The 12,055-nt window shown below is 27.8% G+C and carries 26 protein-coding genes; 4 read left to right on the forward strand and 22 right to left on the reverse strand.

Features of this window, described 5'->3' with window-relative positions; all coding sequences use genetic code 11:
- Positions 1-2 precede the first annotated feature (2 nt).
- The 3 genes from Q9969_RS05675 to Q9969_RS05685 form a co-directional block, all read right to left on the reverse strand.
- On the reverse strand, positions 3-281 hold the full coding sequence (locus Q9969_RS05675; RefSeq protein WP_305555338.1) for a hypothetical protein: 279 nt from the start codon (positions 279-281) through the stop codon (positions 3-5).
- Positions 282-294: 13 nt separating this feature from the next.
- Positions 295-555: a hypothetical protein gene (locus tag Q9969_RS05680; protein WP_305555341.1), complete on the reverse strand. Its 261-nt coding sequence runs from the start codon at positions 553-555 to the stop codon at positions 295-297.
- Positions 556-1,052: 497 nt separating this feature from the next.
- Complete coding sequence (locus tag Q9969_RS05685) at positions 1,053-1,370, reverse strand: hypothetical protein (protein ID WP_305555344.1); 318 nt, start codon at positions 1,368-1,370, stop codon at positions 1,053-1,055.
- Between the two features lie 482 nt (positions 1,371-1,852).
- Here Q9969_RS05685 and Q9969_RS05690 point away from each other — a divergent pair, with 482 nt between their 5' ends.
- Entirely contained in the window at positions 1,853-2,899 is a 1,047-nt protein-coding gene (locus Q9969_RS05690; RefSeq protein WP_305555347.1) for a hypothetical protein, read from the forward strand.
- Positions 2,880-3,404 (forward strand): hypothetical protein, encoded by a 525-nt coding sequence (locus tag Q9969_RS05695; RefSeq protein WP_305555350.1) that lies wholly within the window; start codon positions 2,880-2,882, stop codon positions 3,402-3,404. Before Q9969_RS05690 ends, Q9969_RS05695 begins: the two co-directional genes overlap by 20 nt.
- 37 nt (positions 3,405-3,441) lie before the next feature.
- On the opposite strand, the gene Q9969_RS05700 is transcribed toward Q9969_RS05695, so the two are convergent.
- The 10 genes from Q9969_RS05700 to Q9969_RS05745 all read right to left on the reverse strand — a co-directional run bounded on the left by Q9969_RS05700 (position 3,442) and on the right by Q9969_RS05745 (position 7,322).
- Entirely contained in the window at positions 3,442-3,621 is a 180-nt protein-coding gene (locus Q9969_RS05700; protein ID WP_305555353.1) for a hypothetical protein, read from the reverse strand.
- A 33-nt stretch (positions 3,622-3,654) separates the two neighbouring features.
- Positions 3,655-3,927 carry a hypothetical protein gene (locus Q9969_RS05705; protein ID WP_305555356.1) on the reverse strand — a complete coding sequence of 91 codons (273 nt, stop codon included), beginning with the start codon at positions 3,925-3,927 and terminating at the stop codon, positions 3,655-3,657.
- Between the two features lie 51 nt (positions 3,928-3,978).
- A complete protein-coding gene (locus tag Q9969_RS05710; protein WP_305555359.1) occupies positions 3,979-4,407 on the reverse strand; it encodes a hypothetical protein in 429 nt (142 codons plus the stop codon).
- 68 nt (positions 4,408-4,475) lie between these two features.
- Entirely contained in the window at positions 4,476-4,823 is a 348-nt protein-coding gene (locus tag Q9969_RS05715; RefSeq protein WP_305555362.1) for an ASCH domain-containing protein, read from the reverse strand.
- 30 nt (positions 4,824-4,853) lie between these two features.
- A complete protein-coding gene (locus Q9969_RS05720) occupies positions 4,854-5,204 on the reverse strand; it encodes a hypothetical protein (RefSeq protein WP_305555365.1) in 351 nt (116 codons plus the stop codon).
- A complete protein-coding gene (locus Q9969_RS05725) occupies positions 5,201-5,632 on the reverse strand; it encodes an HNH endonuclease signature motif containing protein (RefSeq protein ID WP_305555368.1) in 432 nt (143 codons plus the stop codon). The genes Q9969_RS05720 and Q9969_RS05725 overlap by 4 nt, the downstream gene beginning before the upstream one ends.
- A complete protein-coding gene (locus Q9969_RS05730; protein WP_305555371.1) occupies positions 5,629-5,835 on the reverse strand; it encodes a hypothetical protein in 207 nt (68 codons plus the stop codon). The genes Q9969_RS05725 and Q9969_RS05730 overlap by 4 nt, the downstream gene beginning before the upstream one ends.
- Before the next feature lie 77 nt (positions 5,836-5,912).
- Entirely contained in the window at positions 5,913-6,083 is a 171-nt protein-coding gene (locus Q9969_RS05735) for a hypothetical protein (RefSeq protein WP_305555374.1), read from the reverse strand.
- Between the two features lie 187 nt (positions 6,084-6,270).
- Positions 6,271-6,630, reverse strand: coding sequence for a hypothetical protein (locus Q9969_RS05740; RefSeq protein WP_305555377.1), 360 nt, complete (start codon positions 6,628-6,630; stop codon positions 6,271-6,273).
- Between the two features lie 2 nt (positions 6,631-6,632).
- The gene (locus Q9969_RS05745; protein WP_305555380.1) at positions 6,633-7,322 is read right to left on the reverse strand and encodes a hypothetical protein; all 690 of its coding nucleotides are present in this window, start codon (positions 7,320-7,322) and stop codon (positions 6,633-6,635) included.
- A gap of 216 nt (positions 7,323-7,538) precedes the next feature.
- On the opposite strand from Q9969_RS05745, the gene Q9969_RS05750 reads away from it, so the two are divergent.
- Positions 7,539-7,691 (forward strand): hypothetical protein, encoded by a 153-nt coding sequence (locus Q9969_RS05750; protein ID WP_305555383.1) that lies wholly within the window; start codon positions 7,539-7,541, stop codon positions 7,689-7,691.
- A gap of 192 nt (positions 7,692-7,883) precedes the next feature.
- Here Q9969_RS05750 and Q9969_RS05755 read toward each other — a convergent pair whose 3' ends face one another.
- The 9 genes from Q9969_RS05755 to Q9969_RS05795 all read right to left on the reverse strand — a co-directional run bounded on the left by Q9969_RS05755 (position 7,884) and on the right by Q9969_RS05795 (position 11,533).
- Positions 7,884-8,108: a hypothetical protein gene (locus Q9969_RS05755; RefSeq protein WP_305555386.1), complete on the reverse strand. Its 225-nt coding sequence runs from the start codon at positions 8,106-8,108 to the stop codon at positions 7,884-7,886.
- A 234-nt stretch (positions 8,109-8,342) separates the two neighbouring features.
- Complete coding sequence (locus Q9969_RS05760; RefSeq protein WP_305555389.1) at positions 8,343-8,765, reverse strand: hypothetical protein; 423 nt, start codon at positions 8,763-8,765, stop codon at positions 8,343-8,345.
- Positions 8,749-9,009, reverse strand: coding sequence for a hypothetical protein (locus Q9969_RS05765; RefSeq protein ID WP_305555392.1), 261 nt, complete (start codon positions 9,007-9,009; stop codon positions 8,749-8,751). The genes Q9969_RS05760 and Q9969_RS05765 overlap by 17 nt, the downstream gene beginning before the upstream one ends.
- Entirely contained in the window at positions 9,006-9,230 is a 225-nt protein-coding gene (locus Q9969_RS05770) for a hypothetical protein (RefSeq protein WP_305555394.1), read from the reverse strand. The genes Q9969_RS05765 and Q9969_RS05770 overlap by 4 nt, the downstream gene beginning before the upstream one ends.
- The gene (locus Q9969_RS05775; protein ID WP_305555398.1) at positions 9,231-9,746 is read right to left on the reverse strand and encodes a hypothetical protein; all 516 of its coding nucleotides are present in this window, start codon (positions 9,744-9,746) and stop codon (positions 9,231-9,233) included.
- Positions 9,743-9,874, reverse strand: coding sequence for a hypothetical protein (locus Q9969_RS05780; RefSeq protein WP_305555401.1), 132 nt, complete (start codon positions 9,872-9,874; stop codon positions 9,743-9,745). Before Q9969_RS05780 ends, Q9969_RS05775 begins: the two co-directional genes overlap by 4 nt.
- 3 nt (positions 9,875-9,877) lie before the next feature.
- Complete coding sequence (locus tag Q9969_RS05785; RefSeq protein WP_305555404.1) at positions 9,878-10,654, reverse strand: AAA family ATPase; 777 nt, start codon at positions 10,652-10,654, stop codon at positions 9,878-9,880.
- A 241-nt stretch (positions 10,655-10,895) separates the two neighbouring features.
- Positions 10,896-11,291, reverse strand: a complete 396-nt coding sequence (locus Q9969_RS05790; RefSeq protein WP_305555407.1) for a hypothetical protein — start codon at positions 11,289-11,291, stop codon at positions 10,896-10,898.
- Positions 11,288-11,533, reverse strand: a complete 246-nt coding sequence (locus Q9969_RS05795) for a hypothetical protein (RefSeq protein ID WP_305555410.1) — start codon at positions 11,531-11,533, stop codon at positions 11,288-11,290. Before Q9969_RS05795 ends, Q9969_RS05790 begins: the two co-directional genes overlap by 4 nt.
- A gap of 251 nt (positions 11,534-11,784) precedes the next feature.
- Here Q9969_RS05795 and Q9969_RS05800 point away from each other — a divergent pair, with 251 nt between their 5' ends.
- Positions 11,785-11,964 carry an AbrB/MazE/SpoVT family DNA-binding domain-containing protein gene (locus tag Q9969_RS05800; RefSeq protein ID WP_305555413.1) on the forward strand — a complete coding sequence of 60 codons (180 nt, stop codon included), beginning with the start codon at positions 11,785-11,787 and terminating at the stop codon, positions 11,962-11,964.
- The last annotated feature ends 91 nt before the right edge of the window (positions 11,965-12,055 follow it).

Genomic DNA, 12,055 nt, shown 5'->3' on the forward strand with positions numbered 1-12,055 from the left:
TTTCAGATTATTTTGATTAGTTCTGTGATTAGGAATGCGAATATTGTTCCGAAGAGGGCTATTGAAATACCTATTAGGTATTTTATTGTATGGAATGCACTGTTTAATTGTGCTATTTCTATTGCTAGTTTGTCTTGAGTTGCATCTAGTTTGTTTAGTGTTTTTTCTAGTCTGGTTGTTTCGGTTGTGATTGTGTTGACTTTTTCTTCGTTGCTTGTGAGTCTTTTTTCTATGTTTATGAATGTTTCTTCACGCACACAATCATGAATATCCTGAGACATTTTTTTGATCTCCTTAATATTCCTCGGTTAAATCATCTTCAGGTTCAGTGCGTTCATATTCTTCTTGGGTTAATTGTTCTGCAATTTCTACTCTTTTGTTTTCAGTTGATTGTGTTACAATATATCCCGCTGCAAATATGAGTAATGGGATTATACTTGCGTATTCTACTGGTAGTAATTGTGTTAATCCATCTTTACCAAGGTATACTATTAATGCTGCTATGAATGATATAGCAGTTGCTATTTTTGATTTGTTTTTGTAACTTTCAGCCATTTAATTTTCACCTTTATTATTTTTTTGTTATTTTGAACAGTTTTTTAAATATTTTATTAAACATGATTTTCGAAAATACAGGATTTTTTAAAATTAACTTGAACATTTTAATAATATTTTGTTAATTTTTTTAAACAAATTGTATTTCCATATTATTTTTAAAGGGGCCCTGGAAGGAATCAAACCAATCTGAGAAAACAAAGCAAAAATTTAAAGATAACAAAAAACTCATCAAAAAAAAGAGGTAATAAAATATATTCACACCATTTAAAAATAGAATTTTTTCTTGTTTTTTTCAGGACCATTAAGATAAATATTAAATTAAAAATGAGGACGTATAAGAGGAAGATATTGAAACCATGTATTATTCTATTTTATTAGTTAAACTAAACTATCATTTTTTTTTTGGAGATTGAAAATTTATAATGTAAGTGTTAATAAAACATGATTCATTGAAGAAAAAATAAGAATAATGATGATATAAAAATAAATTTTTACTATTTCAACCCATATGGCAGATATATTTTAAACCCCCCAACATAATCATAAGTTGATCTTGTTACCAACCCACAAGAATTACAATATTCCTCTCCCCATTCACCTTGGATGATTTCATCTCCGCAATCTGGACACTTAGATGTCAGGGTTTTATCTTTCAATTCTTGAATGTAATGTATTCTACTGATTTGAAAATATAAGTATGGATCACTCCATCGGAGTTCACCCATAATTTCTTGATCGTGGAAATGTTTTAAATAATAATTGATTGGGTCTTCATGTTTTAATCTAGCATCATCACTAATTTCATCACACAATTCAATATAACCCCCCTCTTACTATACTATAGAGGACATAGCAAAAGCATTGGTTGAAAAAAAAAGTCTTTTTAAAATTCTTTAGATTTAAATTAATTAGTTTAAAATGCTTAAAAAATAAGGTTGGACATAGCAATAGAATAACTTTCTCCTAATCATGAAAATCAACAAAAATTAATAATTTATTTTAATAGTTTATTGAATAATTTTTGTTTAAATTTTAATACCATAAGGTAGGATGATTCATTGACCTCCTACATATGTGTATGGGGATCTCACTATTAGGCCACATTGACTACAGTATTCTTCCCCCATTCGTTTTCAATGATTGTTTTTGTTTCAGGGCAGAAATCTAATTGTTCAACAATATTTTCATCTACATTACACATTATTATCTTTAAGTTCTCCCTTCAATATAAACTGTAACGATTTAGAAAAAAATAATAACTCCCAATTAATAAAATTATAATTAGGTCATAATTATGGAAACACAAACAAAAATAATAAAAACAGAAGAATATTCAGATATCTCTAATAAATTCACAATGACTTACAGATTAGTGAATAAACAAGAACAAAAAACTAAAAATGATTTTAAAAAGAAACAAATTAACTCTTTATTAAATGTTTTAGACTCTTTAAATAAATCTAAACCATTTAAATTAGAAAGTTCAAATATGAAATCAAACCCTAAAGAATGGATTAAAGAGTTATTAACCTCAAATGAATATAATAAAAAAGTTAGTAAGTATCTCCTTAACTCATTTTCAGAAGAAATGAATACTAATATGAGAAAACAAGATAAATATGTTATTTTGATTTTATTAGAAAATAGATTAATTTTAGCACATAGTACTATGGGAGAAAAATCCATAAATCCCGATTTTAAAGTTTTTGAAAGATTATTAGATAAAGATAACATCATGAGATTTGTTTCATTCGAATATAAAAATAATGAAATAAAAATGGAACATTACGAGAAAAATAAATCAAAATTCTTTAGAGAATGGCTAGGCATACCTGAAAAAAATTTATTTTACACATTTGGAGGTGAAAATAAATTTTACTCCGAGATAAATGGATATCCAATAGTTATAGAACTTAAAGATGAAGATATTGAAAAAATATCTCAAGAAAACACTATCAAAATAGAAAATAAATCCATTACATTTAATAATCCTTTAAAAGGATTAGAAATAAAACATATTACTCGACAAAATAAAAAATACCATAATTATAATTCATTCCATAGAGAGTATATATCTAGAAGATATCAATTACAATATTATAGTGATAAGTATAAAAAATTAAACCAGACTATGGATCTCTATATGGAAAAAATTTACGATTATCCTGAACGTGTAGGAACTGAAAATCAAACAATAAATATTGTAAAATATAACGAAAATATTTTTATATTTTTTTGTTGGGATAAAATTAAACTGACTGAAGAATTTCTAAATAAACTTATGATTAAACTTTTAAATAATGAAAAAACATGTATTTTTCATGCAGGAACCCCCAATTAACGAAGAACCATTAATTATTGGAAATTTAAAAATATTAAATAAATTAAATATTGATATGTTTAGCCCTTTAATTGATTATTTTAATGAAAATGAATTTCCCCCATCTATAAGTAAACTTTTAATATATGGAATATTTTGTTGTTTAATAAAATATAATGATAATTTCCCCATTAAGATTTTATTTAAAGAAATTATTAAAAAATTAAATGAAGAAATTAGAATTAATGGTGAAATAAAAGAAGATAAAATAATTGAATTAAAATCCTCAAGTTATATATCCGGTAACAATAAACAAATTACTAAAAATCTAACAGAAGATATTCCTAAAAAAATCAAAGAAAATAGTTTTAAGTTTTATATTTTAGGATACGATGAAAAAGGAAAACAGATTGACCCTGTTACATCCAATAAATTTAACGATGAACGAATAAACAAAATTGCTGAAAGCTTAAAAGAGGAACTAAAAATAGAAAATATTGTTCTAAATAAAGTTTCCAATCAATGAGAAAAATTGTATTTTAATTTTACTTGTTAAAAATTAATTATAATTCATTTAATACCCATTTTAATGCATCTAAGCGTCCATTATAATAACTCCAATCATATTTCCATGATTGATATTCTTTAGACCCTATAGGTAATGTTTGCATTTTTTTAAAACAATTATCAACCGTGGTTTCATATACTTTAATTTTTTCATATATATATTCTTCTTTTTGCATAAATATCCTCCGTTCATTTCTTTATTGACTCTTTCAAAAACTTGTGTGATAACTAATTTTTTCGATTAATCTATTCATTTCTGGAACTAACTGTCCTTTTGATCCATAAAGATTTTTTATGTTGGAAAAATTTTCATTTAATCTTTTTACTTCATCCTTATATTCTTTATATTTAGACATTAATTTCCAATCAAGACCAACACAAAAACTTGTACAATTACTTTCATCAATTTTTTTATGTGTAGCACTTGTTTTGAAAGGAGTTTTTTTGATGTCTTCATCTCTGCGTACAAAATAATTAATCACTTTCCTAAATGTAGGTTTAAATTTAAAAGTTAATGAGTTTATGACATATTACTAAATTTTACCTGCATTTTTTAGTAAAATTTCATGATTATGAGTTCTTGATTCAGTAACTGGTAGAGGAGTATTTCTCATATAATACTCTAATAATCTACAAATAATCATCTCAAAAACATCATTAGTCAAATTATACTTGGAGGCAATTTTATACTCTGATAACCTAATAGACGAAACAGTATTCTTCTTTATAAAAAATATGAATGATAAAATTATTGCTTCCTTTTTTGAAGTTCTATGTAATCTTTTAAAATCACTTCCAAATTTGTCTACAAGAAAATTAACACGTTCTTTTTGATAATTAGTTAATTTTAATTTTTTATAATTATCACATTCAAAGAATAATTCCTCACATATTTCATATAATTCTTTTTTTCGATTTTCCCTTTTACGGATTTTATCATATTCTTTTCCTCGGATTCTCATAAGGCATTCTTTTTTTATCATAATTATTAATTAGAAAACTAGTACGACTCATAGCATCATCCACATAATTATTTTGAGATTAATTCAAATTTATAATAATATACTTTATCCCATATATTGAGATTTGGGTAAAATCCTATTAAATCATTTAATAATTCTTCTTTTGTTTTTGAACCTTCTAAATATGCATCTTTTTCATTAATACTTTTAACTTGCTTATACCCAATTTTTGTAATTTTAATTTTCAAAGTTTTATCCCAACCAGGAAAAACTGCAGTGACAATATCATTTTCATGAACATCTAATCTTTTACGTGCTAAACGCATAGTTTGAGTTTTATCTTTATTTAATATTTTTAAATAATATTTTTTATGAAATTTAATAATATTAACTGGTTTGTTTACTTTATAACTCATTTAAACCCCCATCTAAAGTTGTTTTAAAATTCATTTATGATTATCATATTGTAATACATGTTCCCATTTCAAATAATAAACACATTCCACACCTTTTCCTCTAGAATCTCTGTAAGTTTGGAATTCAATATCCTTTTGAGTGATATTCAACAAAGTTAATATTTTTTGATTTAATCCTCCAGGATAATTAATTGTAATATAAGTATTATCTGAATTCACTTCCACCCTTTCAGGTAAGTTATAATCCAAATAATTTTTTAGTAATTCTTCAATTTCACTATTATTTTTACATAAAATTTGCAATGCTTGAAAAATATTCACAGACACAAGTCTAATAAAATCTGCAATACTATAATTTTTCACATGAAATTCAAGTTTCATTCTATTTTCACTCCCAGGTTAGCTGCTAAATTTCTTAATACATTATTACCTAATTCTGTTCTTTCCTTTTTCACTGCAGAATCCAATGTAATAATTACATTTTCTTTATAACTTTTCAATTGATTATTCTCTTTTGTGAGTTTATTAATTTCATGCAAATGTTCCTTTTTAACATAAATATCAAAAGTAGCCCTATTAACTCCTTTTCCAGAACCATAAATTTTATGATACTTATTATGATGATGACTGCACAATAACACAACATTTGATGCTGAAGCATATTGTTTATTTGATTCTTTAACTCGCCTAATATGATGAGGTTTAACATTCTTTGCAGATCCACAAATAAAACAAGTATTATCTTCACTTCTTAACTTTTCCACTAATCTATGAAACTGATAATAATACCTTCCATGATTAATTTTCATAACTTATTTCCCCTTATTTTATATCCTTGACTTAATACATATTGATGAATGCGTTTGTACCATCCAGCTTTAGTACTAGGATTTTTACCAACTTTTTTCAATGCTTTAGTGAAACTATCTCCCTCATTTAAATAAGGTTTCATTTTCAGGAACAATTCAATTGTTTCATTATGAATATCTTCCTGTGACGATTCAATAATCATATATTCACCATTTATCATTTTCAGAATTTCTTTCATCACTTAAAATTATACATTCAACAACTGTACCATTAACATCTTTAATTACCAAGTAACTCAAAATTTCTACATGAATCATCTGGTTTAATATTAATTTTATGTACACTGCATTTTGGATCATGATGTGGATATGTCCAAAATGGAGTGTATAAATTAGCATATCTGCAATTTTCACATGTTGGATTTACTTTAAAATCATTACTGCAAAACATCTGCAAAACCTACTCCACCTTTATTGCTCCACTATCACAACTATCCATACAATATTCACATATTGTGCAGTTGTTGGAGGAGTATAAGAATACTCCTTCATTAACTTAAAGCACCACTAGAACAAGACTCAATACACTCTAAACATTGACTGCATAAAGCCATATCATGACTAACAACTGGCATAATCTATAACCCCTGCATTAATAATTTGAGACGATACTTTTCCAATGTAATTTTATCATTAAGTAAATCTACATCACGCTTCAAAGATTTCACATTTTCTTCAGCAATACGAACATCCTGAACTAAATCCTTTAACACATTATCAATATATGCTTGTTGTTGTTTCTCAGTAGCAACTTTACTCAAACCCAATACCTCTTTAAAATCAGTATTTAAACGTAACTCATTACTACGCATTATATACTCATTTTTTAAATTGACAAATTCATCAACAGCAATATTAACAGTGTTTAAAACTTCACTTTTCTCCAAAATCAAATCATTCAAATTTTTAACCAAATCATAATTCTCTATAGCAGTCATATTTAATCATCCCCTCTTCTACGAACATCAAATAAATAATAACTAGTTAAACGATTACGAATCACACCAACACCATAATCATGAAACCCACCAAGATCATTACTCTTACCACAAATAAAACGAATAACCTTATTCAACTTACCACTACAATACAAAGCTTTGAACTTCTCCAAATATTCAATAGTCATCATACCATGATAAAAATCATAAACCTCAAAAATATCTTCAACACTACGACCTTTATTCAAATCAGCAATAACATCCAACAATTCACCAGAAGTTAAAGGAACAACCAATTTATCACCATGATTAACATCAACAATACAATTAACACCCTTAGCATTACGATACTCCAACTTCACAGGAACAGCATACTTAGAACGTAACTTTTCAGCCTTACTACCTTTAATCAAATCTTTCAAATTACACAAAGCAGCATAATTATCCCTCGCATTAAAAGTTTCAGGATTATTCAACGCATCAAGTATAGCACACTTAACCCACTCAATTTCTTCCAAATGTTTATATGAACAGAAAGGCCAACCATCAAAACCCAACTGTCTGGATTTAACCCAAATCTTACATTTCTTATCAACATACTCTTTAGTATACACTTTACGAGTAATTATTAAACCATTACCCTTTAATGTACTACTGTTTAATTCAGCTTGAACCATTTTTTTAATCCTCATATAATAATTTTTTTCAACTTTGGCTTTTACAGCCCAACTTTTCCATTTCTTTTTCTTGCGAATAACTCATAACTTTCTTCTTTCATCAAAGAAAGAATATTTTGGATTCTTTTTTTGTTTCAATTTATCATCCCTCCCTTTCTCAAATTTTTTTTTATTCCCAAATTTTTTAATAAATTCAAACAACATAATTTTAAATCACACAATAAAAAGGAGGTGAAAAAAAATATGGCATATCATTGTGGTGAAAAATCTGGAAAAGGAAGATATGTTTGCACAAAATGTGGTGAAGATCTATTTTTAGATGACAATACTGATACTTTACCTCCATGTGCAAAATGTCATAACTGTGAATTTAGGAAAGGGTAAATATTAACCCTTTCCATCTTTTTTTTATATTTTTGAATGTTTAATACAAAACGGTTTTCCTAACCACATTCTCCACTTACAAGTAAATTTTTCACCATTTGAATTTTTATAAGTAGTAACATATTTAAACGGCAATATTTGCTTTAATAGCCATATTATTTTTTTCATAATTTTCACTCCATTCATTGATTTTCAATTAGTATGTTCCTCTATTCTTTTAATTAATTTAGTATAATCTAATTCAAAAGAATCATTAGAATTATTATCATATGCTTTTAAACCAGTAATACAAACTAATTCATGCCTAACCTCTTCCAATAACTCATCAAAGTTATTTAATAATTCAAGCACTTCTTCATGTTGAAGAATCTTATCACCATCATAGAACCTACCTAACCTCAAAGTAAACCTTGTCATAATCCACCATTTTTCAATCTCTTCTTTTTTTATAACAATGTTATATTATTTCATTTATTTAGAAATTAATATTAATAATAATAATATTAATAATAATTTTCCGTGTAAACAAAAATGTATACGTTTAAACGGGTTAAGTATGGAAAATTTATCCATACTAGTATGGATATCCATACTTATCCATACCAATTTTCGCATATATACCCGTTCAGATGTAAACAAATTTGTAAACATTTACTGTCTCACCTCAGCAAAATTCACAACATTCAAACCCTCATTAACTACATGATCCAACAAAGCATCATAAGGCACTTCATTTCGACTAGCAAACCTTTTAATCTGATTCTTACCAATATGCCCTAAATTTCCATGAATCCTATTAATACTAACCATTGGAGCCTCAAAAATATTCATTTCATCAACTTTAGACAAACGAGCCTCACGTAATTTACACAACTTCCCTTCCAAAACACTTAATTCAGCATTTTTCTCTTCAATAAGTTTAAGCACCTCACGCTCTTCAGATAAATCATTACTTAGATACATCTCAAGTTGACTCTCAATAAAATTACTACAATTACCAAGTTTAATTTTAGCATCTTCCCAAATATCTGGATCAATACTAATACTAACTTTCTTCTTATTTTTGGATTCCATCAAGAGCCTCCCCCTCTAACTCTTCTAATTGCATTTCTTTTGCAATTAAATCCATCTTCAAAGTATTAATCTCAGCACGCAAAATACTTTTCTCCAATTCTTTACGCTTTTTTTGATCAACGATATAAATCAAATACCATTCCACAGCATCACGTACACTAAAACCATATTCACTCATTAACTGTTTTGCTCTAGCAGTAACTCTACCACTAACAACACATGGAAAATCATCACCAGACCTCATACATTCACCCCGGCATATACAGCAACATCACTTATTCCTATCAATTCAGCACATTGTTTCATATGTTTACAATACCTTTTCCGATAATAGTAATCCGGACAAGTGCATAACCAATGATGATCCCTATCATACCAGACATCATACCATTGTGTACCATCACTTGATAATACTTCCATGAATAATGTTTCATCATTACTCTCAAGGAGTTTTAAAGACATCATTCAGGCCCCCATTTGTTCCAAATACTTGTTGCATTCTAATCTAGCAGATGTACTCATCTGACCTAATGGAAGATGATTTTTAATAGAATCTACAGTTATTGGCACTCCTTTAGCATTTAAAGTTTCAATCGCTTTACTGATGTGTTTTGGAGTTGGTTTATCCCCACTAATGATTATTGTTTCATTTGCTGAGCTAGCAATATGTGAAATGTGATATTTTTCATTAGTTAAGAGGAAAGTATTACATAACACTTGGATTTTTAATTCATCAAGATTATCATTATTGGAATGGTACTGTCTAATGTTTAATTCATAGTTTTCATTAATTACATCACGTAAGTTTAAAACACAATAATTTTCAATGAAACTAAACCAAAAAGTCATATTTTCCTTTAAACATTCCTTGAAAATTAAAGGGAGCAAAGTGTTAAGATTATAACTCTCAACCTTGTACTCCATTAAACTTTTTTGAACATTACATAACTTACCTGCCATGATTGTTTTAGAAACACTCATACAACAGCCTCCTTTAATTTCACATGAACATAGTTTCCTGGGCAACTACTAACATACTTATACTTAATATTACCCTCATCTGGTTGATTCATTAAAAAACTAAATCCATTTAAAATATATGTAGTCACTAATTACTCCTCCTTCAAATCTGAGCAATGTTTATTAATGTAATTAATTACATCAGGCCTTAATTTTTCCTCAATTTCTCCTTCTTTAATCCTTCTAACAGCATAACTTCTCATACTGGATTTTGTGACAAGTTTACCATCTGCTTCTAAGATTTTTTTAATCTCAAAACAAATGTTACGTATTGGATCATCAACAACACTTTCGGGGGTTTCACCATCAACAATAGAATTAGTGGTTCTGAATTTCACCACTTCATGGGTGAAATTCCCTTTCTCATCACATTTACACAAGTATTTCTCATTCACAATACTGTTCACTTTAATAACCATCTTACTTGACTGAACATCCTCATTATAAACAAGCTTCATATCAATTTGCCCTATGAATATGAGATGCTTACCAGAAGATAACAAAGATTGTAATATCTTCTGAAACCTCATAGCACGGTCACTATACTTTGCAAGACCTTTAGAATTAGACACTAACATTTCCAATAATGAAGTAACACCATCCAATATGATAGTGTCAAAATCACTACTTTTACTAATCTCACTTATCGCATCTTTAATACTTCTAAAAGTAGATACATCATTAGTTAAACTCAATTCAAGAATAGGTAAACTTGTGTAATTAGTATCATCAATATCGATGACAACAGGGTTTAATCCGTTTTCTTTACAATAGTTTTCTGCGAAAGTGGATTTCCCACTCCCATCCATTCCATATATCATGACTTTTTTAAGGTCATGTGTGCCTCTTTGTTTAAACTTAAGAACCAATTTTAAACACCTCTTGCAATAAAATTCCTCATAGCTCCTGACTCAGTTGCAGAAAACCCACACATTAAACAAAAAAGAAGGAAAGAACTTACAACAATCACCAAAATTAAAAAAACAATACTGTAAAAATTCCTTTCCACCCAATTATTTAATTCAACAGTGAAGGATTTAGATTCCTTTTTCCTCAAATCATAAACCGGAGCATTAGACTTAAAATTAAAAAAGAATTGGAGGATATTCATTATATACCCTCCATCGCACGAAAAATATCCAGGAGATCTTTTGGATCCACAACACCAAACTCATCACAAATAAGTACAGTTGCCCAAAATTCATTATGACCAGGTCCAATAATTACATTGTAACCATATTCCTCCATATGTTTTCTAAATTTTTTAGCCTCACTCAAGTACATAGTTAAACATGGATCATCCTGAACATAATTCCGATTCCCACTTCTAAACCCTTTTTCACTGAAAATAGTATTGATTTCATATTGAAGATTATTCAGATAAGATAACAAATCATCCTCTTCTTTATGACAATCAAAACTACAATCATCACAAAACTGACTTTCACAATCAAAAAGTTCATCAGCATCAGCAGGATACACATCAAGAGAAGAGTAAACACTCATACAATCCCCTCTTCTTTAATACTATTAAACTTTTCTTTCAAAGCACCGTACTTCAAACCTTGCTTAACCAATACAGTCAATTCATCCTCAGGAATACACCTACCAGACAAAAAAACCATATTATCCCTAATCTCAATTTCAAATTTTATTTCAGACATTTCTATCACTCGCGTGAATTTTTTGCTTTTTGAGGATTGAGTGATTCCCCATAGCTGTATCCTGCAATGTCTACCACGTGCCATTTTTGGTCATGTGGGTTTTGCCATAAAAATAGTTTAATCTCTGTTTCTCTGTTCTTTAAATTCATTTTATATCCGTCCAAGGATTTTAGTAAAGAAAAATTTTCAGAATTGCCGTTCATGAAAATTTTCTTCCTATACTATACTTTGATTTCATACTATATAAAAGTATCTATTTAGGTATATATTTAAAAAGCAACCTATTTATATAAAAAGGTGTAGATATTTATATAACTAACCACAAAGGAAGTATTATGATAATGTTCAATTATACTAGTAAAATTAATTATGCTAATCCCGAAACAAAATCATTAAAAGTAGGATTGCCTAAAGAAATTGTTAAAGTTTTAAATGTGAAACCAGGCGATACTATGAATTGGCAAGTAGATATTGAAGATGGAGAAATAAAAGTCATTGCTAAAAAACAAGAATAAAATAACCAAATTAAAATCAAGATATGCAATATGTTTTTTTTAAAATATTTATAAAAAAAGTTTAAAAGCATAGCTAAGTAATTTAAACTCC

This window comes from Methanobrevibacter sp. V74 (genome assembly GCF_963082495.1).
Taxonomy (GTDB): domain Archaea; phylum Methanobacteriota; class Methanobacteria; order Methanobacteriales; family Methanobacteriaceae; genus Methanocatella.